The organism is Georgenia alba (assembly GCF_042665525.1).
GTDB classification, from domain to species: domain Bacteria; phylum Actinomycetota; class Actinomycetes; order Actinomycetales; family Actinomycetaceae; genus Allobogoriella; species Allobogoriella alba.
Genome location: NZ_JBHTCQ010000001.1, coordinates 2,117,240 through 2,138,868, shown reverse-complemented (window position 1 = coordinate 2,138,868; position 21,629 = coordinate 2,117,240). Strand labels below are relative to the sequence as shown.

The following is a 21,629-nucleotide window of genomic DNA, read 5'->3' as shown; positions in this document are numbered from 1 at the left end:
TTCGCCACTAATCCACCCCCAGCAAGCTGGAAGCTTCATCGTTCGACTTGCATGTGTTAAGCACGCCGCCAGCGTTCGTCCTGAGCCAGGATCAAACTCTCCGAACAAAACCATCCCCCACCAACCCCAAAAAGGCCAGCAGGAAACAATCCATACGAAAAAACCCCAGCCCAACACACCCAACCAACACCCAAAGGCACCAGCCAGGCGCATCAAACCAAAAAATACAGAACACCCACACAACCACCAGGCCGCACAGGCATCCCAAAACATGGCATCAAAAAACTTGGCACACTGTTGAGTTCTCAAAAAACAGACACACACCGAACGGATCCGGGCTGGTCGCCCGGTCCAGTCGGGGAAGTCCACCGCCTCGCGCTCCCGTTCCCTCACCCGTAGCTCACGGGTTCGGGACCGCTCGTCCGAGCCGGCCTCCCGGGACGCTCGGTCTCCGGCGAGATCGCCGGTCCGATGTCCTTGGGGTTCTGCTCCGTGGGACCGTCCTCGAGCGCTTCGCGCGGCTCTCGTCCGTGGCTCCCGTCCGGTGCAGCAGGAAGTACATTACGGGCCGCCCGTGGCCGCGTCAACTGAAGCCGCTGCCGCCCTCGGAGGCCCGCCACCAGCGCTGTGACCTGCGGGTTTATCGACGGTGGGCGGTCCCGGGCCCGTGTCTCGGACGGGCACGGGCCCTGAGACCTCTCCCACACAGATCGCCGGCGTGTCCGGCGCCGACCAGGACCCACCGCGTGGCAGCGCCCGGGGCGGCCGGTCCCACTCAGCCGGAGGAGGTCGCGACGACCGCGAGGGTCTTACGACCCTTGCGCAGCAGGGCGTAGCCGCCGGACAGAAGATCACCCTCGGTGAGCACCCGGTCCTCGTCGGTGACCTTCTCGTTGTTCAGGTAGGCGCCGCCGCTCGCAATGGTCCGCCGCGCGGCGTTGCGTCCCCGCTCCAGACCGGTGGCGAGCAGCAGGTCGACGGTCGTCGACCGCCCCACCTCCGCCTCTCCCCTCGGCAGCTCGGCGACGGCGTCGCGGAGCGTCGCGCCGTCGAGCTCGCGCAGGTCGTCCCGGCCGAACAGGGCCTGCGACGCCCGCCGTACCCGCTCGGTGGCCTCCGGGCCGTGGACCAGGCTGGTGACATCCTCGGCGAGCGTGCGCTGCGCCTCCCGGGCCTGCGGCGCCTCGTCGACGGCGCGGCCCAGTGCCTCGATCTGCTCCCGGCTGCGGAAGGTGAAGATCTTCAGGAACCGCACCACGTCCGCATCGTCCGTGTTGAGCCAGAACTGGTAGAAGGCGTACGGGCTCAGCATGTCCGGTGCGAGCCAGATCGCGCCGCCCTCGGACTTGCCGAACTTGGTCCCGTCCGCCTTGGTGATGAGCGGCGTGGTCATGACGTGCACCGCCCGGCCCTCCGCCTTGCGGATGAGGTCGACGCCCGAGAGGAGATTGCCCCACTGGTCGTTCCCTCCGGTCTGGAGGGTGCAGCCGTGCCGCCGGTGCAGCTCGAGGAAGTCCATGCCCTGCAGGATCTGGTAGCTGAACTCCGTGAAGGAGATGCCCTCCTCGCTCTGCAGGCGGCGGGCGACCGTGTCCTTCGCCAGCATGGTGCCGAGCCGGAAGTGCTTGCCGATGTCTCGCAGGAAGTCGATCGCCGTCAGGTCACCGGTCCAGTCGAGGTTGTTGACCATCCGTGCGGCGTTCTCGCCCGCGAAGTCCAGGATCCGCTCGATCTGACCGCGCAACCGCTCCGTCCACCCGGCCACGGTCTCCTTGTCGTTCAGCACGCGCTCGCCGGACATCCGGGGGTCCCCGATCATGCCGGTGGCGCCCCCGACGAGGGCCAGGGGACGGTGCCCGGCCAGCTGCAGGTGCCGCATGAGGACGAGCTGGACGAGGTGGCCGTGGTGGAGACTCGGCGCCGTCGGGTCGAAGCCGCAGTAGTAGGTGACCGGACCCTCGGCCAGCGCCGCACGCAGCGCGTCGATGTCGGTGGACTGGGCGATCAGGCCCCTCCACCGAAGGTCGTCGAGGATGTCGGTCACGCGTCCTGCCCTTTCTCGTGCGGCCCGGCACCGTGCCGGGGCCGGGTACCAGTGTGCCGTGCCGGGCGCCTCGCGCAGGAACGCTTTCACGGTCCGCGCCGGGTGCGGCGGACGCCCGGGCGGTAGTCGGACACGGTCGGCTCGCCGTCGAGCCAGAACCGCCACGGAAAGACCGTGCCGTCCCCGCCGGGCCCGGTGACGCCCACGCGCGGGCCGGTCCGGACCTGACCGGGCGTAACGGGCTCCGCGACCTCGAGCTCCGCCCGGCCGCCGACCGTCAGCTCCAGGCCGGAGTCCGCGCCCGTGAGGCCCAGTGCCTGGGCGAGGCGCGCGGGCCCGCGCGCGAGGTCGCGGTCGCTCTTCGCGGCGGGCCGGCGGGCGCGTGCCACGTCGAGCCCGCGGACGATCTGACCGGCCCTCAGGAGCAGGGCGGAGGCGGTCCCGTCCTCGCCGCACACGATGTTGCTGCACCAGTGCATGCCGTAGGTGAAGTACACGTACAGCCGACCCCCCGGCCGGAACATCGGCGCTGTCCGCTCCGTCCGGCCGCGGTAGGCGTGCGAGCCGGGGTCGAGCTCTCCGCTGTACGCCTCGACCTCGGTCAGGCGCACGGCGACCTCGGCTCCGTCGTCGTCCCGGACGACGAGGGTGGACCCGAGCAGACCGAGTGCCGCCTCCTCGGCGGGCAGCGCCAGCAGCTGCGCCCAGGGCGGCGGGGCGCTCACGCCGCGGCCCACGCCCGAAGGTCACGCGCGAGTGCCCGCGCCCGCTCGAGCTGCTCCGCCACCCGGGCCGGGGCGGTGCCCCCGCGGCCGTCGCGGGAGGCGACGGAGCCCTCCACGGTGAGCACCTCCCGCACGGCCGGAGTCAGGTGCTCGCTGATCTCGGCCAGCTCGCCGTCCGTGAGGTCCCACAGCTCCTTGCCCTGCTCCTCGCAGCGGCGCACGCACGCCCCGGCGACCTCGTGCGCGACCCGGAACGGCACACCCTGGCGGACGAGCCACTCGGCCACGTCGGTCGCGAGCGAGAACCCCTGCGGGGCGAGCTCCGCCATGCGGGTGGTGTCGAAGGAGAGGGTGGCGACCATGCCGGAGACGGCCGGGAGGAGCACGTCGAGCGTGTCGACCGCGTCGAAGACCGGCTCCTTGTCCTCCTGCAGATCGCGGTTGTAGGCGAGCGGCAGGCCCTTGAGGGTGGCCAGGAGACCGGTCAGGTCCCCCACCAGCCGCCCGGCCTTGCCGCGCGCGAGCTCGGCGACGTCGGGGTTCTTCTTCTGCGGCATGATGCTCGAGCCGGTCGAGAACGCGTCGTCGAGGCGGACGAAGCCGAACTCCTTGGTGGCCCAGAGGATGACGTCCTCGCTGAGCCGGCTCAGGTCCACACCGGCCATGGCGCACACGAACGCGAACTCGGCGACCACGTCGCGGGCCGCCGTCCCGTCGATGGAGTTCTCCGCGGCGGTGGCGAACCCGAGGTCGGCCGCGACGGCGTCCGGGTCGAGCCCCAGCGAGGAGCCGGCCAGCGCGCCGGACCCGTACGGCGAGACCGCGGCCCGGGCGTCCCAGTCGCGCCAGCGCTGCACGTCGCGCAGCAGCGGCCAGGCGTGCGCCATGAGGTGGTGGGCGAGCAGCACGGGCTGAGCGTGCTGCAGGTGCGTGCGGCCGGGCATCACCGCACCGGGGTGGGCGGCGGCCTGCTCGAGCAGCGCGTCGACGACGTCGAGCACCCGGCCGGTGAGGTGCCGGGCCGCGTCCCGCAGGTACATCCGCGTCAGGGTGGCGATCTGGTCGTTGCGGGAGCGTCCCGCCCGAAGCTTGCCGCCGAGCCGGTCCCCCGCCCGCTCGATGAGGCCGCGCTCCAGGGCGGTGTGGACGTCCTCGTCGCCGGGCTGCGGCGCGAACGCACCGGAGCGCACGTCCGCCTCGAGCCGGTCGAGGGCAGCGAGCATGCCCTCCAGCTCCGTCTCGTCGAGCAGGCCGGCGGCGTGCAGCACGCGGCTGTGGGCCCGGGAGCCCGCGATGTCGTACGCCGCGAGGCGCCAGTCGAAGTGGGTCGAGCGGCTCAGCTCGGCGAGCGCGTCGGCGGGTCCGCCGTCGAAACGGCCACCCCACAGGCTGACGCGCGCGCCGGACGGGTCGGGAGCAGTCATGGGGACGATCTTGCCGTGCCGCGCGCGCGGCGCGCACACCCGTCCGTGCGGCGGCGTCCCCGCGACCGCGATCCGTGGGAACCTGTGGCGATGCGGGCTGGGGCACCCTACGTGGGGTCGGAGGTCGGACGACTCCGGCAGGTCATCGTCCACCGACCCGGCGTGGAGCTGCTGCGGCTGACGCCGCAGACGATGGACGACCTGCTCTTCGACGACCTCATCTGGGTCCGGCGCGCCCAGGAGGAGCACGACGAGTTCTGCGCCGCTCTGGTGGGCGCCGGGGCGGAGGTCCTGCAGCTCGCGGACCTCCTTCGCGAGACCCTCGCCGTCGCGCAGGCGCGGGCGTTCGTGCTGGACCACACGTTCGACGAACGGGTCCACGGCCCGGCCGCGACGCCGGTGCTGCGGGCCACGGCGGAGGCGCTCGGCGATGCCGACCTCACCGAGCTGCTCATCGGCGGCATGACCAAGCGTGAGCTGCTGGAGCGGACGGACGAGCCGCGCTCCGTGGTGCTCCACGCGCTGGGCCCGGACGATCTCGTCGTCGCCCCGCTCCCGAACCATCTCTTCACGCGGGACGCGTCCTGCTGGGTCTACGGCGGCGTCGCGGTGAACTCGATGCGGATGCCGGCGCGGATCCGCGAGTCCGTGGCGTACGAGGCGATCTACCGCTGGCACCCGCGGTTCGCCGGCGCGCCGTTCCAGCGGTGGTCGGACGGCCTGGAGGACGGCCAGGCGACCGTCGAAGGCGGTGACGTGTTCGTCCTGGGCGGGGGCGCGGTCCTGGTCGGGATGAGCGAGCGGACCACGCCACAGGGTGTCGAGCGGCTGGCCAAGCGGCTGTTCGCCGCCGGTGCCGCCGACCGGGTGGTGGCCCTCGGCATGCCCAAGGCGCGAGTGTTCATGCACCTGGACACCGTGATGACGATGGTCGACGAGCGCTCGTTCATCAAGTACGGGGCGCTCGGGATGCTGCCGTCGTACACCATCACCCCGGGCGGACCGGCCGCGGCGGAGGGTGACGTGGAGCTGAGCATCGCCGACCACCCGCCGGAGCGGATGCACGCCACGATCGCCGACGCGCTTGGCCTGGACGGGCTCAGGATCCTCACCGCCGAGCAGGACGTGCACTCCGCGGCGCGGGAGCAGTGGGACGACGGCTGCAACGCGCTCGCCGTCGCGCCCGGCGTGGTCGTCACCTACGACCGCACGACGACGTCCAACACCTACCTGCGGGACTCAGGATTCGAGGTGCTCGAGGTGCCGGGGGCCGAGCTCGGCCGGGGCCGCGGCGGTCCGCGCTGCATGAGCTGCCCGACCGTGCGGGACGACCACTGAGTCGCCGGATGGCACAACATCGACGACTCGACACAACATCGACGACTCGACACAGGAGTGACGAGTCGCGCCCACGTCAGGTGAGGAGGGCGACGAGGACGGCCTTGATGGTGTGCAGCCGGTTCTCGGCCTGGTCGAAGACGACCGACGCCGCCGACTCGAAGACGTCGTCGGTCACCTCGAGCGCCGCCATGCCGGTGCGCTGGTAGATCTCCCGGCCCACGGCGGTGCCGAGATCGTGGAACGCGGGCAGGCAGTGCAGGAACCTCACATCCGGGTTTCCGGTGGCGGCCAGCAGGTCGGTGGTGACCTGGTAGTCCCGCAGCAGGGCGATGCGCTCGTCCCAGGCCTCCTGCTTCTCCCCCATCGAGACCCAGACGTCGGTGGAGACGAAGTCCGCCCCCGCGACACCGGCGTCCACGTCGTCGGTCACGGTCAGGCGCGCACCCGTACGGGCCGCGACCTGCTGCGCCGCGGCGACGACATCGGCGGCCGGCTGCAGGCCCACGGGGGCGACCAGCCGGACGTCCATGCCGAGCAGCGCGCCGGAGACGAGGATCGAGTTGGCCGTGTTGAACCGGGCGTCACCGAGGTAGGCGTGCACCATCTGGCCGAACGGCTTCGGCTCCCCGCCGGCGCGCGGCCCGTGCTCCCGCATGGTCAGGGCATCGGCGAGCATCTGCGTGGGGTGCCACTCGTCCGTCAGGCCGTTGATCACCGGGACGCCCGCGTGCTGCGCCAGGGTCTCGATGTGGCGCTGGTGGGCGCCGCGGTACTCGATGGCGTCGTAGAACCGGCCGAGGACCCGCGCGGTGTCCTTGATCGACTCCTTGTGCCCGATCTGCGAGCCGCCCGGGTCGAGATAGGTCACGTGGGCGCCCTGGTCGTAGGCGGCGACCTCGAACGCGGCGCGGGTGCGCGTGGAGGTCTTCTCGAAGATCAGGGCGATCGACTTCCCCACGAGCCGCCGGACCTCGGTCCCCGACCTCTTCTCGGCCTTCAGCCGGGCGGCGAGGTCGACGAGGCCGATCCACTCCTCGGGGCTCAGGTCGAGCTCCTTGAGGAGGTGCCGGCCGGACAGCGAGGCCGGTCCGGTGCTCGCTCCGGTCACTCGGTCTCCCCCCTGGCCTGCGCCTCGCGCGCCTCACGTGCGGCGGACAGCTTGGCCGTCATGCCGTAGATCTCGATGAAGCCCTTGGCGTGCGACTGGTCGAACTGGTCACCGGTGTCGTACGTCGCGAGGTTGAAGTCGTACAGGCTCTGGGCGGAGCGGCGGCCGGTGACGGTCGCGCGGCCGCCGTGCAGGACCATGCGGATCTCGCCCGAGACGTAGCGCTGGGTGTCCTCGAGGAACGCGTCGAGAGAGCGCTTCAGGGGCGAGAACCACTGCCCGTCGTAGACGAGCTCGGTCCACCGCTGGCCGACCGTCTTCTTGAACCGCGCCTGCTCGCGCTCGACCGTGACGTTCTCCAGCTCGCGGTGCGCGGCGATGAGGGCCATCGCGCCCGGGGCCTCGTAGACCTCGCGAGACTTGATGCCCACGAGCCGGTCCTCGACGATGTCGATCCGGCCGACGCCGTGCGCCCCGGCGCGTCGGTTCATCTCCTGGACCGCCTGCAGCGGGGTGACGGACTGGCCGTCGATCGCCACCGGCACCCCCCGCTCGAAGGTGATCGTCACCTCGTCGGGCAGCGGCGAGTAGGTGGGGTCGTCGGTGTAGGAGTAGACGTCCTTGGTGGGTTCGTTCCAGATGTCCTCGAGGAAGCCCGTCTCGATGGCGCGGCCCCACACGTTCGCGTCGATGGAGAAGGGGTTGTTCTTCGTGGTGGCGATCGGCAGCCGGTGCTGGTTGGCGTAGTCGATCGCCACGTCTCGGGTGAGCGCCAGGTCCCGCACGGGGGCCAGGCACCTCAGGTCCGGCGCGAGGGAGGTGATGCCGACCTCGAAGCGGACCTGGTCGTTGCCCTTGCCCGTGCAGCCGTGCGCCACGGTGTGCGCGCCGAACTGCCGGGCAGCCTGGACCAGGTGCTTGACGATCACGGGCCGGGACAGGGCACTGACCAGCGGGTAGGCATCCATGTAGAGCGCGTTGGCCTGCAGCGCCGGCATGCAGTACTCGGTCGCGAACTCCTCGCGCGCGTCGGCGACGTAGGCCTCGACGGCGCCGCAGTCGAGCGCGCGCTGGCGGATGACCTCGAGGTCCTCGCCGCCCTGGCCGACGTCGACCGCGACGGCGACGACCTCCGCGCCGGTGCGTTCACCGATCCAGCCGATCGCGACGGAGGTGTCCAGGCCGCCGGAGTAGGCCAGCACCACACGGTCGGCGTTGTTCTCGCTCATGTCTCTCCAAGTCGGGGGTCTGTCGGCGCGGGTGGCGCCGGAGGGAGGTCTGTCGTCAGGCGGGTGTGCCCGGTCCGGCCGGGGAGGCCGGGCCGGGCCCGGTTCGGCGGTGGCGACCGGCCAGCTCCAGGAGCCGCTCGGTCAGGGCCTGAGCCCCGTGCGGGTCGCGGGTCACCACGAGCACCGTGTCGTCCCCGGCGATGGAGCCGAGGACGCCGGGCAGCACCGAGTGGTCGATCGCGGAGGCGAGCAGCTGCGCGGCGCCGGGTGGGGTGCGCAGCACCACCTGGTTGGCCGCGGTGTCGGCGGAGACCAGGACCTCGGCGCACCAGCGCTGCAGCCGGGCCGTGACCTGCTCGGCGTCCTCGGCCACCACGGGTTCGGTGCCGCCGCCCTCCACCGGGAGGGCGTAGACCTGGGCGCCGCCAGGGCCGCGGATCTTCTGCGCCCGCAGCTCGTCCAGGTCCCGGGAGATGGTGCCCTGCGTCGCCTGGACACCGCGGTCGGCGAGAGCGGCCCGCAGCTCGGTCTGCGAGCGCACGGCCCGGTGCGCGAGGATCTCGGCGATCAGCGCGTGCCGGGCCGCCTTGGTGCCGGAGGTCTGCGCCGTCACGTGGTTCCCGTCCCGGCAGCCCGGCCGGCGGCCAGCGCGGCCGGCAGGGCCGTCACGAACGACTCGGCCTGCTCGCCGGTGAGGATCAGCGGCGGCGCGAGGCGGATGGTGTCCGGAGCCACCGGGTTGACGACGAATCCGGTCGGCTCGGCCTCGAGCAGCGCGGCGGCGACCTCCTTGGCGATCGGCGCCTCGAGCTCCGCGGCCACGAGCAGTCCGGCCCCGCGTACCGCGCGGACGCCGGGCACCTCCCGGAGCGCGGCCGCCAGCCCCTTCCCGGTGACGTCGACGTGCGCGAGTAGGTCCTCGCGCTCGATGGTCTCCAGCACCGCGAGGGCCGCGGCGGCCGCGACGGGGTTGCCGCCGAACGTGGTGCCGTGCTGGCCGGGGCCGAGCAGGGCTGCGGTCTGCTCGCCGAGCGCGACCATGGCGCCGATCGGCATCCCGCCGCCGAGCCCCTTGGCGAGGGTGACGACGTCCGGAAGGACCGTCCCGGCGGCGTCGTCCAGCATGGCGTGGTGGGCCATCCACCGCCCGGCCCGCCCCACGCCGGACTGGACCTCGTCGAGGACGAGCAGCGCGCCGTGGGCGGCGGTGAGCCGGCGGGCGGCGCCCAGATAGCCGTCCGGGAGGGGACGAACGCCTGCCTCGCCCTGGATCGGCTCGAGGAACAGGGCCGCGACGTCGTCGCCGTCTCCGCTCTCCAGGGCCCGTTCGAGGGCGTCGAGGTCACCGAAGGGCAGGAACTCCACCCCGCCGGGCAGCGGCTCGAAGGGCTCGCGGTAGGCGGCCTTGTGGGTCAGCGCCAGGGCGCCCATGGTGCGGCCGTGGAAGGCGCCCTCGAGCGCCAGCACGCGCGGGCGGGCGCCGCCGCCGTGCCTCCGGACGAGCTTGAACGCGGCCTCGTTGGCCTCGGTCCCGGAGTTGGCGAGGAAGACCCGGGAGCCGGCCGGGGCGCCACCGGGCGTGACGATCTGCAGGAGCCGCTCGGCGAGCGTGACGTGCGCCGGGGTGGTGAAGAAGTTCGAGACGTGGCCGAGTCCGGCCAGCTGGTCGGTGACCGCCCGGAGGAGCGCCGGGTGGGCGTGGCCGAGCGCGTTGACGGCGATGCCGGCCAGCAGGTCGAGATACCGGCGGCCGTCCGCGTCCCACACGTACGCGCCCTCACCGCGCACGAGGACACGCTGCGGCGTGCCGAAGGTGTTCATCACGGCACCGCGGTACCGCTCGGTCCAGGCGTTCTGGTCGCTCACGTGGGCTCCTCCCCCGCCACGGGTCCGGTCGCGCCGTCGGGGAGCACGAGAGTGCCCACGCCGGCGTCGGTGAAGATCTCGAGCAGCATGGAGTGCTCCCGCCGCCCGTCGATGACGTGGGCCTGGGGCACGCCGCCGCGCACGGCGCGCAGGCACGCCTCCATCTTCGGCACCATGCCGGACTGCAGGGACGGCAGCATGGACTCCAGGTCGCGGGCGCGGACCTGCGAGACGAGGCTCGAACGGTCCGGCCACGCGGCGTAGAGCCCTTCGACGTCGGTGAGCATGACGAGCTTCGTGGCGCCCAGCGCGACGGCGAGCGCGGCGGCCGCGGTGTCGGCGTTGACGTTGAGCACCTGGGTCGGTTCGGCGGCGTCGATCGCCACCGTCGAGACCACCGGGATGCGGCCGGCGTCGAGCAGGTCCTCGACGGCCTGCGGGTCGACGGCGACCACGTCACCGACGTGCCCGACGTCGGTCGGCTCGCCGTCGACGAGCGCGAGACGCCGCTCGGCCTGCAGGAGCCGGCCGTCCTCGCCGGACAGGCCCACGGCGTGCGCGACGTCGGCGTTCAGGAGCGAGACGAGCTCGCGCTGGACCTGGCCGGTCAGGACCATGCGCACGACCTCCATCACCTCGGGGGTGGTGACGCGCAGCCCGCCGCGGAACTCGGTCTCGACGCCGATGCGTTCCAGCAGGCTGGAGATCTGCGGGCCGCCCCCGTGCACGACGACGGGGCGCAGCCCCACCTGGTGGAGGAAGAGGATGTCCTCGGCGAAGGCACGCTTGAGGTTCTCGTCGACCATGGCGTTGCCGCCGTACTTGACCACCACGCGGGCGCCGGAGAACCGGCGCAGCCACGGCAGGGCCTGGATGAGGACCTCGGCCTTCTGGTGGGCGCCGACGAGCCGGTCGGCGTCGAGGACGAGGTTCTCGGCCGACGGGGCGGGGGCGGGGGTCTCGCTCATGTGGAGTAGGCGCTGTTCTCGTGGACGTAGTCGTGGGTGAGGTCGTTGGTCCACACCGTGGCGGCGGCCTCGCCGGCGTGCAGCTCGACGTCGATGCGCACCTCGCGGGAGGCGGCCAGGTCGACCAGCGCACGGTCCTCCCCCGGCGCCCCGCCGCGGCACACGGCGACGCCGTTGACCGTCACGTCCACGGCGTCCGGGTCGAAGGGCGCGACCTCGGCGGGGACGGTGCCCGCCGCGGCCAGCACCCGGCCCCAGTTGGGGTCGTTGCCGAAGATCGCGGCCTTGAGCAGGTTGGACCGGGTGACGGCGCGGGCGACGGCGAGCGCGGCGTCCTCGCTGGTGGCGCCGGAGACGGTCACGGCGACGTCGTGCGAGGCGCCCTCGGCGTCGGCGACGAGCCGGCGGGCCAGGTCCGCGCACACGGTGGTGAGGGCCTCGGTGAGCTCCGCGCGGCCGACCGGGACGCCGGAGGCGCCGGAGGCGAGGATCGCGACGGTGTCGTTGGTGGACTGGCAGCCGTCGGAGTCCACCCGGTCGAAGGTGACGCGGGTGGCGGCGCGCAGGGCGGCGTCGGCGTCCTCCGGCTCGACGACGGCGTCGGTGGTGAGGACGGCGAGCATGGTCGCCAGGGCGGGGGCGAGCATGCCGGCGCCCTTGGCCATGCCGCCGACGGTCCAGGTGCCCGCGGCCGTCTGCCGGGTGACGGCCACCTCCTTGGCGACCGTGTCGGTCGTCATGATCGCCTCGGCCGCATGGGTGCCGCCTACCGGGTCGTCCGCCAGGGCGTCCACGGCCGCGTCGACCCCGGTGAGGAGGGCGGGCAGGTCGAGGCGCTCGCCGATGAGTCCGGTGGAGCAGACCAGGACGTCCGCCGCGGACACGGCCAGGGCGTCGGCCACCCGCTCCGCGGTCCGGTGGGTGTCGGCGAAGCCCTCGGCGCCGGTGCAGGCGTTCGCGCATCCGGAGTTCAGGACGACGGCCCGCACCACGCCGTCGCCCACGGCCGTCCGCGACCACAGCACCGGGGCGGCGACGACCCGGTTCGAGGTGAAGACGGCGGCGCCGACGTGGCTCGGCCCGTCGTTGACGACGAGCGCGACGTCGGGCCGGCCGGAGGCCTTGAGGCCGGCGGTGACGCCGGAGGCACGGAACCCTGCGGGGGCGGTGAGGCTCACGGCGCGACCCCCACGGTCGGCAGGCCGGTCGTCTCGGGCAGCCCGAGCGCGAGGTTCAGGGACTGCACGGCCGCGCCCGCGGTGCCCTTGCCGAGGTTGTCGAGCGCGCACAGCGCCACGACACGGCCGGCCCGTTCGTCGACGGCGACCTGCACGGCGGCCACGTTGGACCCGGTGACCATGGCGGTGGTCGGCCAGGTCCCTTCCGGCAGCAGCCGCACGAACGGCTCGCCGCCCTCGGGGCCGCCGTAGACGGTCTGCCAGGCGTCGCGCACCGCGGCCGGCTCGACGTCCGCGGTCAGTGGGGCGGTGACGGTGGCGAGGATGCCGCGGGAGACCGGGGCGAGCACCGGGGTGAAGGACAGGCGCACGGTCGCGGCACCGGCGACCCGGAGGTTCTGCTCGATCTCCGGCACGTGCCGGTGGCTGCCGGCGACCGCGTAGGGCGCGAGGCTGCCGGCGGCCTCGGCGGCGAGCAGGTGGGGCTTGAGGGAACGCCCGGCCCCGGAGTACCCGACCGCCAGCACCGCGACGGCATCACCGGGGTCCACCACGCCCGTCGCCACGCCCGGCTGGAGCGCGAGCGTCACGGCCGTGACGTTGCAGCCCGGGACCGCGACGCGGGACGCGGTGCGCAGCTCCTCGCGCTGCCGGTCACCGGTCTCCGCACGGATCAGCTCGGGCAGCCCGTACGGCCAGGCGCCGGCGTGGGGCGTGCCGTAGAAGCGCTCCCAGTCCGCAGCGCTCGCGAGGCGGTGGTCGGCGCCGCAGTCGAGCACGAGGGCACTCGAGCCGGCGGCCTCGAGCGCGGCGGAGACCTCGCCGGAGGCTCCGTGCGGCAGCGCGAGGACGACGACGTCGTGCCCGGCCAGGACGTCGGGGTCGGTGGGTTCCAGCATGCGCTCCGCGAGGGGCAGGAGGTGCGGGTGGTGCTCACCGAGCCGGCTTCCGGCCGAGGCCCCGGCGGTCAGCGCCCCGATGCGCGCCTCCGGGTGGTTCAGGAGCAGGCGGAGGACCTCGCCGCCGGCGTAGCCCGATGCGCCGGCGACAGCGACTGTGAACGACACTCGAATAACTATACAGATCACTGCATGCTCTGACGAGCGCGGTGGTGGTGCGCCGGCGGCGGGCGCGCCATGCTGGGCTCATGCGAGCCATCCACGCCACCGAGGCCGGTGGACCCGAGGTCCTGTCCGTCGTCGACCTGCCGGAGCCGGAGCCCGGCCCCGGCGAGGTGGTCGTCGACGTGGCGGCCGCCGGCGTCAACTTCATCGACACCTACCGCCGTTCCGGCGTCTACCCCATGGACTTCCCCCACGTGCCCGGCTCCGAGGGGGCCGGCACCGTGACCGCCGTCGGGCCGGGTGTTGCGGACCTGACCGTCGGGGACCGGGTGGCGTGGGCCGAGGCGCCCGGCTCCTACGCCGAGCGGGCCGTGGTGGCGGCGGAGGTCGCGCTGCCCGTGCCCGACGACCTCGACCTGGAGGCCGCCGCGGCACTGCCGCTGCAGGGCATGACCGCGCACTACCTGGTCGCCTCGGCGTTCCCGGTGCAGGCCGGTCACACGGTGCTGGTCACCGCGGCCGCCGGCGGCGTGGGGCTGCTGCTGACCCAGCTCGCCGCCGCGCGCGGCGCGCGGGTGATCGGCACGGTCGGCTCGGCGCAGAAGGAGGCGCTCGCGCGGGAGGCCGGTGCCGCGGAGGTCATCCGCTACGCGGAGCTCGCGGACATGACGACCGAGCTGCCACGGATCGTGCGGGACCTCACCGACGGCAGGGGCGTGGACGTCGCGTACGACGGCGTCGGGAAGGACACCTTCGACGCGTCGCTCGGCTCACTGCGCCCGCGCGGCATGCTCGTGCTGTTCGGCGGGGCGAGCGGCCAGGTGCCCCCGTTCGACCTGCAGCGCCTGAACCGCGCGGGCTCGATCTTCGTCACGCGTCCGACGCTGGCGCACTACACCGCCGACCGGCAGGAGCTGCTGTGGCGCGCGGGCGAGGTGTTCGGCGCGGTGGTGGAGGGCACGCTGTCTGTCCGGGTCGGCGCGCGCTACCCGCTGGCCGACGCCCGCGCGGCCCACGAGGCTCTCGAGGGGCGGGCCACCACCGGCAAGGTGCTGCTCGTGCCGTGACGGGCGCAACTACGCTGTCCCGTGTGATCCAGCTCGCCCGACCTCGACGCGTGCGGCGTCGGCCGGCGCGGGCCGGATCCCTGCTCATCGCGGTGGCTCTGCTGCTGGCCGGGTGCGGCGCCCCGGATGGCTCCGACGACACCAACGGCTCCGACGACGCGGAGCCGCAGGTGCTGCGGGTCCCGGAGGACCACGAGAGCATCTCCGCCGCGGTGGACGCGGCACGGCCGGGCGACCTCGTGCTCGTGGCGCCGGGGACGTACCCCGAGGAGGTGCTCGTGGACACCGAGGACGTCACGATCCGCGGCGAGGTCCGGGACGAGGTCGTCGTCGACGCCGAGGGCGTGCGGTCCGCCGGCATCGTCGCGGTGGCGGACGGGGTCCGGGTGGAGAACCTCACGGTGCGCAACGCGACCTTCTACGGCGTGCTGGTCACGGGGCTGCACGAGGACGGTGCCGACCCCGGCGCGCACGGTGCCGGGGACTACGAGACGCTGGACCCGCAGGAGCATCCCCCGGTCCAGCGCTTCGGGATCAGCCACGTGACCGCGACGAACAACGGGCTGTACGGGATCTACGCGTTCGACGCGCAGCACGGCCACATCACCGACTCCTACGCCTCCGGGTCCGCCGACTCCGGGATCTACGTGGGTCAGTGCCGCGAGTGCGACGTCCTGGTGCGCGCCAACGTGGCCGAGCGCAACGCGGTCGGGTACGAGAACGCCAACGCCTCGGACTCGGTGGTCATCACCGGCAACCGGTTCGCGGGCAACCGCGTGGGCCTGACGCTGCTGTCGAACTACCAGGAGGCGTTCGCGCCGCAGCACGGGAACCTCGTGGCGGGCAACGTGGTCACCGGGAACGACTCGAACACCTCCCCGGCGCAGGCCGAGGGGGGCTTCGGCGTCGGGGTCGGGATCTCCGGCGGCCAGGACAACACGTTCGTGGCGAACCTCGTCACGGCGAACCCGCGGGCCGGCGTCCTGCTCACGCACGCCGAGGACATCCCGACGACCGGCAACGTGCTGGAGCGCACGGCGTTCGCCGCCGACGGGCTGCCGGCGAACGGCGTGGACGTCGCGAACGTCTCCGCGTCCCGGAGCCCGGCCGCCGGCAACTGCCTCGAGGGCACCGCGGGCGGAGAGTCCGTCCTGCCGGAGGACCTGCTGACGGACTGCACCGGCACCCAGCCGGCCGCCCGGGACGCGGATCTGCCCTCGGTCGAGGTCCCACCCGGCACGAGCTTCCTGGAGGTGCCCGGACCGCCCCCGCAGCCGTCGATGGCGGACGTGGAGACGATTCCCGAGCCGCTGCCGGACGCCGTCGAGATGCCGGACCTCGCCGACGTCGCGGTGCCGGCGGCGGACCTGCTCGCGGATCGCAGCGGGGTCTCGTGAGAGCGCCCCGGGCAGTCCTCCTCGCCCTGACCGCTGCCCTGCTGCTCCTCGCGGGCTGCGGCGACGGCGGCGGTGACGACCGTGGTGGCGACAGTGGTGGCGGCGGCGCGACGCCGCGCCCGATCACCTCGGAGGAGGCCGAGCGACTCGCCGTCATGCGCTTCCGCAACGTCGACGCGGGCACGCGGTCGCTCTCGGCGCGCTACGAGGAGCAGGGGCACCGGGTGGAGATCGACGGGTGGTTCGACTACGGCGCCGGCGCCGGCTACGGCGTCGTCTCCACGGCCGGCGCCCCCGGCGACGCTGTGGTCTGGGACGACATGCGGGTCGCCATCGCGCCGGAGCCTCCCGACGCCGTCGGTGAGCCGCCGTCGTCCTTCGAGCGGTGGTCGATCGCCCCGGTGGACCCGCAGGGGTCGGCCGTCGGCTCGCTCTTCGCCATAGTCGCCGGGCTGGGCGCCGACCGGCCGGAGAACCCGCTCCTGCTCCAGCAGGGCGGCGCGCTGTGGCTCCGCACCGACCGTGTGGGCGACCAGGAGGTGACGGTCTTCGCCGGCCCCACCGCCCCCAGCGGCGAGCAGGGCGGCCCGGCCGAGGGCGACGGCGAGCAGACGTCCGGGCCCGTGGACCCCGACGCTGCCAACGTGCGCTACTGGCTCGACGAGACGGGTCTGGCGCACCGGGTCGAGGTGCGGGTCGGCACGAGCTGGGCGCGGATCGACCTCGGTCCGGCCGAGGACGTCACGGTCACACCACCGCCGGCGGTCGACGTGGGCGGCGGCGAGGGCTCCGGATGAGTGGCGAGCCGGCCGGTCGGCCGAGCCGCCGGGGGGTTCTGCTCGGCGCGGGCGGCCTGGTCGGGGGCGCGGCCGGCGGGTTCCTCCTCGGACGCGAGGCCGCTCCCGCCACCTCGCCGGCGCCGGCCCGTCCCGGCCGGCCCGAGCCCGTCACGGCGGCCGGCCGGACGCAGGCCGGCGTGGCCCGGCCGGGAACGCCACAGGCACACGGTCTGCTGGCCGTGCACGACATGGACCCCGCGCCCGGTGCCCTGGGCGAGCGTCTCGCGCGCCTGGGGGAGGCGATCCTCGACCTCACCGCCGCGGCGCCGGGTCACCCCCACCTGCCCGACGGCGCCGGTGACCTCACCGTCACGGTCGGGCTCGGACCGGCGCTCGTCTCCGCCGTCGACCCCGGGCTGCCGGGGGCGGAGGACCTCCCGGGCTTCGCGGGCGAGGACAGCCTCGACCGGCGGCACCGCGGCGGGGACCTGCTGCTCGCCCTGCATGCCTCGGACCCCACGGTCCTGCCGCCGGCGCTCGCCGCGCTGCGGGCGCACCTGGGCGAGGATGTCGCGCCCCGCTGGACGCAGGCCTGCTGGCGGGGGCCCGGCGAGGGCACGATCTCGCGGAACCCGCTCGGGCACCTGGACGGCGTGGTGGTCCCGCGCGGCGCGGAGGAGCTCGACCGGCACGTGTGGCTCGACGGGCCGCTCGCCGGGGGGACGGTGTGCGTGGTGCGACGGCTGCGCCTCGACCTCGAGGGCTTCGGCACGCTCGACGGCCCCGCGCAGGATGCGGTGATCGGCCGGCGGCGCCGGGACGGGACGCCGCTGTCCGGCGGGTCCCCCAGCGACGACGTCGACCTGAGCGCCCGGACGCCGGAGGGCCAGTACCTGGTGCCCACCGGCTCGCACGTGCGGGCGGCGCACCCGTCGTTCACGGGCAGCGAGCTCATGCTGCGCCGCTCGTACACGTTCGCCGAGCCCGACGGCGCGGGTGCCGGGGGTCTGCTGTTCGTCTGCTTCCAGCGCTCGCTGGGAACCTTCGTGCGCACGCAGCAGCGCCTCGACGAGTCCGACGAGCTCATGCGGTACGTCACCCCGACCGCCAGCGGGACCTTCCTCGTGCTGCCCGGATTCGACCCGGGCCGGCCCCTGGGGGCGCCGCTCGTCGGCCCTTGACAGTCGCCGCGGGCGACGGAAGCCTTCGGCGCGACCGGAGGCGGCTCGGTCCTCCGGCACGAGGCCAGGGGGAAGCCGCCATGCCCGCACCGTCCCGGCGCACCTTCCTGGGTGCCGCCGTCGCCGTCCCGACCACCGTCGCCGTCACGACCCTCGCGGCCCCCGCCCACGCCGCGGGCTACGGCTGGACCCGCACCCTGGCGGAGGGGGCGAGCGGGGAGGACGTCCGCCAGCTGCAGATCCGCCTCGCCGGCTACCCGGGCCGCGGCGCCCAGCTCGCCCTGGACGGATCCTTCGGGCCCGCGACGCGGGCCGCCGTCGAGCGGTTCCAGGGTGCCTACGGGCTCGACGTCGACGGTGTCGCCGGCTCTCAGACGTACGCCCAGATCTACGACCTCCAGTCGAGCGACGACACCCCGGTCAGCTTCAGCTACGCCGAGCTGAACTCCTCGGGCGACTGGAGCGGCGGCATGGTGTCCGCGTCCGAGGCGATGGAGAACGCCAAGGTGACCATGTGGAAGCTCCAGGCACTGCGGCACGCGATGGGCGACAGCCCGATCACCATCAGCAGCGGCTTCCGGGACCAGGCCCACAACGACGCCGTCGGCGGGTCACCGACCAGCCGTCACATGTACGGCGACGCGGCGGACCTCATCGGCTCGCACTCGTTCTGCGCGATGGCGCTGCAGGCCCGCGACCACGGCTTCGGCGAGATCCTCGGGCCCGGCTACCCCGGCCACGACGACCACACCCACGTGGCGGGCGCGGGCAGCACCTGGTCGGCGTCGGTGTGCGGGATCTGAGCGCCGCCCCCGCTGCTACCCCCTACCGGTCGGACGGCCAGTCGGCCACGCGCAGCTTCCGCACCATGTCGTCGGCCGTGACCTGGCCGCGTGCCGCCTGGAACCGCAGCGACGCCGGTGTGTCGGTGCCGGCCCGCAGGTACCGGCCGGAGAGCTCGTCGAGGCCGCCCCGCGCGATCATCACCGCCAGCTCCACGACGTCCGCCACGTCCGTCCAGTCGGTGCGGTCGCGGTGGACCGGCATGGACCGGGTCATGTCCGTCACGACCACGCCGGGCGCGAGCTCGAATGCGCGCAGGCCGCGGTCGTAGCCCGCCTCGTGGAGGGCGCCGCCGATCCGGAAGAGGGCGGTCTTGGACGCGTAGTAGGCGGTGGTGTGGGCGGTGTCGCGCGTGCCGGAGCCGGAGTTGAGGTCGATGACCCGGCCGCCGCCGCGGGCGAGCATCCCGGGGACCACCGCGCGTGACACGAGGAACGGGCCGCGCACGTTCGTCTCCATGATGGCCCACCACTCGTCCGGGTCGGCCTCCCACAGCGGCACCTCGGCGTCGATGCGGCCGGCGTTGTTCACCAGCAGGTCGACCGAGCCGAGCCCGTCCTCGACCGCGCGCACCGCGGACTCGACCGCGGCGCTGTCCGTGACGTCCGCGACGGCGACGACGGCCTTCCGCCCGAGGTCGCGGACCTCGCCCGCCACCTCCTCCAGCCGGGCGGCGTCCCGCGCCACGACGCCGACGTCGAGGCCCGCCCGGGCGAGTCCGACGGCGATCGCGCGGCCGATGCCGCGGGTGGCGCCGGTGACCAGCGCGGTCCGCGCGGGCGGCGGCGAGCTCACGTACCCCTCAGCCACGAAGCACCGCCCCCACCCGGTCGCCGGCGACCCGGACGACGCGTTCGCGGACCTCCGCGGTCTCCTCGGCGGTCAGCGTGCGGTCCGGTGCGCGCAGCCGGAGCCCGAAGGCCAGTGACTTCTTGCCGGCACCGAGCTGGTCACCGGCGTAGACGTCGAAGAGCCGGACGTCCTCGGCGAGCGCGCCGGCGCCGTCGACCACGGCCGCGAGCACCTCGGAGGCGGGTACCCGTTCGTCGACGACGAGGGCCACGTCCTCCTTCGCCAGCGGGAACGTCGAGACCGGCTCGACCTGGATGGCCTCGGCCGGGGCGGCGGCCAGCACCGCGTCGAGGTCGAGCTCGAAGGCGACGGTGCGGGCCGGCAGCTCCAGCGCGGTGGTCACCTTCGGGTGCAGCTCGCCCGCGTACCCGACGACGGTCTCCTCCTCCCCGGCCACCACGAGCTCCGCGCACCGGCCCGGGTGCCACGGCATGAGGTGGCCGGCCCGGGCGGCGAGCGTGACGCCGACGGTGGTGGCGACGGTCCGGGCGGCCTCGAGCGCGTCGGCCCAGTCGGCGGGCCGGCCGGCCGCGGCGACCGGGCCGACGCCGTCGGGCACGCGCTGTCCGGCCAGGACGCCCGCCGCGTGACGCGGCTGGTCCGGCACGGCCGCCTCCAGGCGCGCCAGCTCCTCGGTGGACGGGCGACCCGCCACACCGGGTGCCGCGCCCGCGCGCACGGCCGCCGGGTGGGTGACGAGGCCGATCTCGAAGACGGCCACGTCGCCGGTACCACGGGAGACGTTCCGGCGGGCCGTCTCCAGCAGACTGTCCAGCAACGAGGTCCGCAGGTAGGGGGCGTCGTCCGCGATGGGGTTGACGAGCCGCAGCACGGTGCGGCGCGGGTCGTCGTCCGGAAGGCCGAGCGCGTCGTGCACGTCCCCGACGAACGGGTAGGACAGCACCTGGACGAGGCCGCGCTCGGCCAGGGCGCGTGCGACGTCCCGCCGCTGACGCTGCGTCACGGTCAGACCCTGCCCGGGCGGGGCGGGCGGCACCACGGAGGGGATCTCGTGGTAGCCGGCGATCCGCGCGACCTCCTCCACGAGATGGGCGGGGCCCACGAGGTCCGGCCGCCACGACGGCGGGGTCACCTGGAGCGTCACCTCGCCACCGGCGTCGGCCGTCACCGTGCACCCGATCTGCTCGAGGATGCCCAGGACGCGGTCACGGGAGTAGTCCACACCCACCAGACGCGTCGCCTCGGCGGTGTCGAACGTGATCGGCTCCGGCGACCTCGTGGTGTCGAGGTCACCGACGGCAGGGTCGGCGACCCCGCCGCCGTGCTCGACGAGCAGGTCGACCGCCCGCTGCGCCGCGACGGCCTGCAGCCGGGTGTCGACGCCCCGTTCGAACCGCTTGGCCGCCTCGCTGGGCAGCCGGTGCCGGCGCGCGGTCCGCGAGACGGAGATCGGGTCGAAGTGCGCGGCCTCCAGGAGGATGTCGGTGGTGCCGGCGGACACCTCGGTCTCGGCGCCGCCCATGACGCCGGCCAGGCCGAGCACGCGACCACCGGGGCCCTCGCCGGGCGAGTCGGTGATGAGGAGGTCCTCGGGGTCGAGCCGGCGCTCGACGTCGTCGAGGGTGGTGAGCCGCTCCCCCGCCCTGGCGCGCCGGACGACGACGGGGGCGGCGAGGGCCGCGAGGTCGTAGGCGTGCAGCGGCTGCCCGAGGTCGAGCATGACGTAGTTGGTCACGTCGACCGCGAGCGAGATCGGGCGCATGCCGGCCTGGACGAGGCGCGCGACCATCCAGGCGGGGGTCGGCGCGGTGGGGTCGATGCCGCGCACGATCCGGGTGACGAACCGGTCGCACCCGGGTGCGGTCAGGCCGGTGGCCGGCTCGATCGTGTCGTCGACCGCGACGGCGAAGGCGTCCTGCGTGGCCGCGGGCGGCGACGTCGGCAGGCTCTCGGGCAGGCCCCGGTCCGTGAACCGCGCACCGGTGGAGTGGGCGTACTCGCGTGCCACGCCACGCATCGAGAAGCAGTAGCCGCGGTCCGGGGTCACGTTGATCTCCAGGACCTCCTCGCCCAGGCCGAGAAGGGCGAGCGCGTCGGCGCCCGGTGCCGGGACGCCGTCGGCTCCCAGCATCCGCTCGAGCACGATGATGCCCGAGTGGTCCTCGCCCAGCCCGAGCTCCTTGGCCGAGCAGATCATGCCGTCGGAGGTGTGCCCGTAGGTCTTGCGGGCCGCGATCGGGAAGGGACCGGGCAGCACGGTGCCGGGCAGGGCGACCACCACGTGGTCTCCGGGTGCGAAGTTGTGAGCGCCGCACACGATTCCGCGGGAGGCGACGTCGGAGGCTTCGGCACCCTCGCCCGGGGCGTCGTTGTGCTGCGGTCCGACGTCGACGCGGCAGTAGCCGATCGTCTTGCCGTTGGAGTGGGTCTCCTTCTCGACGCTCAGCACCCGGCCCACGACGAGCGGTCCGGTGACGGTGGCGGGAACGACCTGCTCCTCCTCGAGCCCGACGCGCACGAGGTCGGCGGCGAGCTGCTCGGCCGTCGTGCCGGCGGGGACCTCGACGTGCTCGGACAGCCAGGTCAGCGGGACGTACGGCAT

At 74.0% G+C, this 21,629-nt stretch carries 18 protein-coding genes and 1 rRNA gene; 6 read left to right on the top strand and 13 right to left on the bottom strand.

Features of this window, described 5'->3' with window-relative positions:
- The 4 genes from ACFQQL_RS09910 to argH form a co-directional block, all read right to left on the bottom strand.
- Positions 1–107 (bottom strand): 16S ribosomal RNA (locus ACFQQL_RS09910); the annotation flags it as partial.
- Positions 108–775: 668 nt separating this feature from the next.
- Positions 776–2,044, bottom strand: a complete 1,269-nt coding sequence (tyrS, locus tag ACFQQL_RS09905) for a tyrosine--tRNA ligase (protein WP_382393735.1) — start codon at positions 2,042–2,044, stop codon at positions 776–778.
- Between the two features lie 86 nt (positions 2,045–2,130).
- The gene (locus ACFQQL_RS09900; protein ID WP_382393733.1) at positions 2,131–2,769 is read right to left on the bottom strand and encodes a DNA-3-methyladenine glycosylase; all 639 of its coding nucleotides are present in this window, start codon (positions 2,767–2,769) and stop codon (positions 2,131–2,133) included.
- Complete coding sequence (argH, locus tag ACFQQL_RS09895) at positions 2,766–4,193, bottom strand: argininosuccinate lyase (RefSeq protein ID WP_382393731.1); 1,428 nt, start codon at positions 4,191–4,193, stop codon at positions 2,766–2,768. The genes ACFQQL_RS09900 and argH overlap by 4 nt, the downstream gene beginning before the upstream one ends.
- A 90-nt stretch (positions 4,194–4,283) precedes the next feature.
- On the opposite strand from argH, the gene ACFQQL_RS09890 reads away from it, so the two are divergent.
- Positions 4,284–5,531, top strand: a complete 1,248-nt coding sequence (locus tag ACFQQL_RS09890) for an arginine deiminase (protein ID WP_382393729.1) — start codon at positions 4,284–4,286, stop codon at positions 5,529–5,531.
- A gap of 76 nt (positions 5,532–5,607) precedes the next feature.
- On the opposite strand, the gene argF is transcribed toward ACFQQL_RS09890, so the two are convergent.
- The 7 genes from argF to argC are packed head-to-tail and all read right to left on the bottom strand — an operon-like array spanning position 5,608 to position 12,950.
- On the bottom strand, positions 5,608–6,642 hold the full coding sequence (argF, locus tag ACFQQL_RS09885) for an ornithine carbamoyltransferase (protein ID WP_382393727.1): 1,035 nt from the start codon (positions 6,640–6,642) through the stop codon (positions 5,608–5,610).
- On the bottom strand, positions 6,639–7,871 hold the full coding sequence (locus tag ACFQQL_RS09880) for an argininosuccinate synthase (RefSeq protein WP_382393725.1): 1,233 nt from the start codon (positions 7,869–7,871) through the stop codon (positions 6,639–6,641). The genes argF and ACFQQL_RS09880 overlap by 4 nt, the downstream gene beginning before the upstream one ends.
- Positions 7,872–7,926: 55 nt before the next feature.
- Positions 7,927–8,484 carry an arginine repressor gene (gene argR, locus ACFQQL_RS09875; protein WP_382393723.1) on the bottom strand — a complete coding sequence of 186 codons (558 nt, stop codon included), beginning with the start codon at positions 8,482–8,484 and terminating at the stop codon, positions 7,927–7,929.
- Complete coding sequence (locus ACFQQL_RS09870; protein WP_382393834.1) at positions 8,481–9,692, bottom strand: acetylornithine transaminase; 1,212 nt, start codon at positions 9,690–9,692, stop codon at positions 8,481–8,483. Before ACFQQL_RS09870 ends, argR begins: the two co-directional genes overlap by 4 nt.
- Positions 9,693–9,733: 41 nt before the next feature.
- Complete coding sequence (argB, locus tag ACFQQL_RS09865) at positions 9,734–10,705, bottom strand: acetylglutamate kinase (RefSeq protein WP_382393721.1); 972 nt, start codon at positions 10,703–10,705, stop codon at positions 9,734–9,736.
- The gene (gene argJ, locus ACFQQL_RS09860; protein ID WP_382393719.1) at positions 10,702–11,883 is read right to left on the bottom strand and encodes a bifunctional glutamate N-acetyltransferase/amino-acid acetyltransferase ArgJ; all 1,182 of its coding nucleotides are present in this window, start codon (positions 11,881–11,883) and stop codon (positions 10,702–10,704) included. The genes argB and argJ overlap by 4 nt, the downstream gene beginning before the upstream one ends.
- Entirely contained in the window at positions 11,880–12,950 is a 1,071-nt protein-coding gene (gene argC / locus ACFQQL_RS09855; protein WP_465254004.1) for an N-acetyl-gamma-glutamyl-phosphate reductase, read from the bottom strand. The genes argJ and argC overlap by 4 nt, the downstream gene beginning before the upstream one ends.
- 80 nt (positions 12,951–13,030) lie before the next feature.
- Here argC and ACFQQL_RS09850 point away from each other — a divergent pair, with 80 nt between their 5' ends.
- The 5 genes from ACFQQL_RS09850 (at position 13,031) to ACFQQL_RS09830 (ending at position 18,174) form a co-directional block, all read left to right on the top strand.
- Positions 13,031–14,014: a quinone oxidoreductase family protein gene (locus ACFQQL_RS09850; RefSeq protein ID WP_382393718.1), complete on the top strand. Its 984-nt coding sequence runs from the start codon at positions 13,031–13,033 to the stop codon at positions 14,012–14,014.
- Between the two features lie 23 nt (positions 14,015–14,037).
- A complete protein-coding gene (locus ACFQQL_RS09845; RefSeq protein ID WP_382393716.1) occupies positions 14,038–15,411 on the top strand; it encodes a right-handed parallel beta-helix repeat-containing protein in 1,374 nt (457 codons plus the stop codon).
- A complete protein-coding gene (locus ACFQQL_RS09840) occupies positions 15,408–16,208 on the top strand; it encodes a hypothetical protein (RefSeq protein ID WP_382393714.1) in 801 nt (266 codons plus the stop codon). The genes ACFQQL_RS09845 and ACFQQL_RS09840 overlap by 4 nt, the downstream gene beginning before the upstream one ends.
- Positions 16,205–17,371, top strand: a complete 1,167-nt coding sequence (locus tag ACFQQL_RS09835) for a Dyp-type peroxidase (protein WP_382393712.1) — start codon at positions 16,205–16,207, stop codon at positions 17,369–17,371. Before ACFQQL_RS09840 ends, ACFQQL_RS09835 begins: the two co-directional genes overlap by 4 nt.
- Positions 17,372–17,451: 80 nt before the next feature.
- Positions 17,452–18,174: a D-Ala-D-Ala carboxypeptidase family metallohydrolase gene (locus tag ACFQQL_RS09830; RefSeq protein WP_382393710.1), complete on the top strand. Its 723-nt coding sequence runs from the start codon at positions 17,452–17,454 to the stop codon at positions 18,172–18,174.
- Between the two features lie 22 nt (positions 18,175–18,196).
- Here ACFQQL_RS09830 and ACFQQL_RS09825 read toward each other — a convergent pair whose 3' ends face one another.
- Both ACFQQL_RS09825 and pheT read right to left on the bottom strand, forming a co-directional pair.
- A complete protein-coding gene (locus ACFQQL_RS09825) occupies positions 18,197–19,024 on the bottom strand; it encodes an SDR family oxidoreductase (RefSeq protein ID WP_382393708.1) in 828 nt (275 codons plus the stop codon).
- Positions 19,017–21,629, bottom strand: a complete 2,613-nt coding sequence (gene pheT, locus ACFQQL_RS09820) for a phenylalanine--tRNA ligase subunit beta (RefSeq protein ID WP_382393706.1) — start codon at positions 21,627–21,629, stop codon at positions 19,017–19,019. The genes ACFQQL_RS09825 and pheT overlap by 8 nt, the downstream gene beginning before the upstream one ends.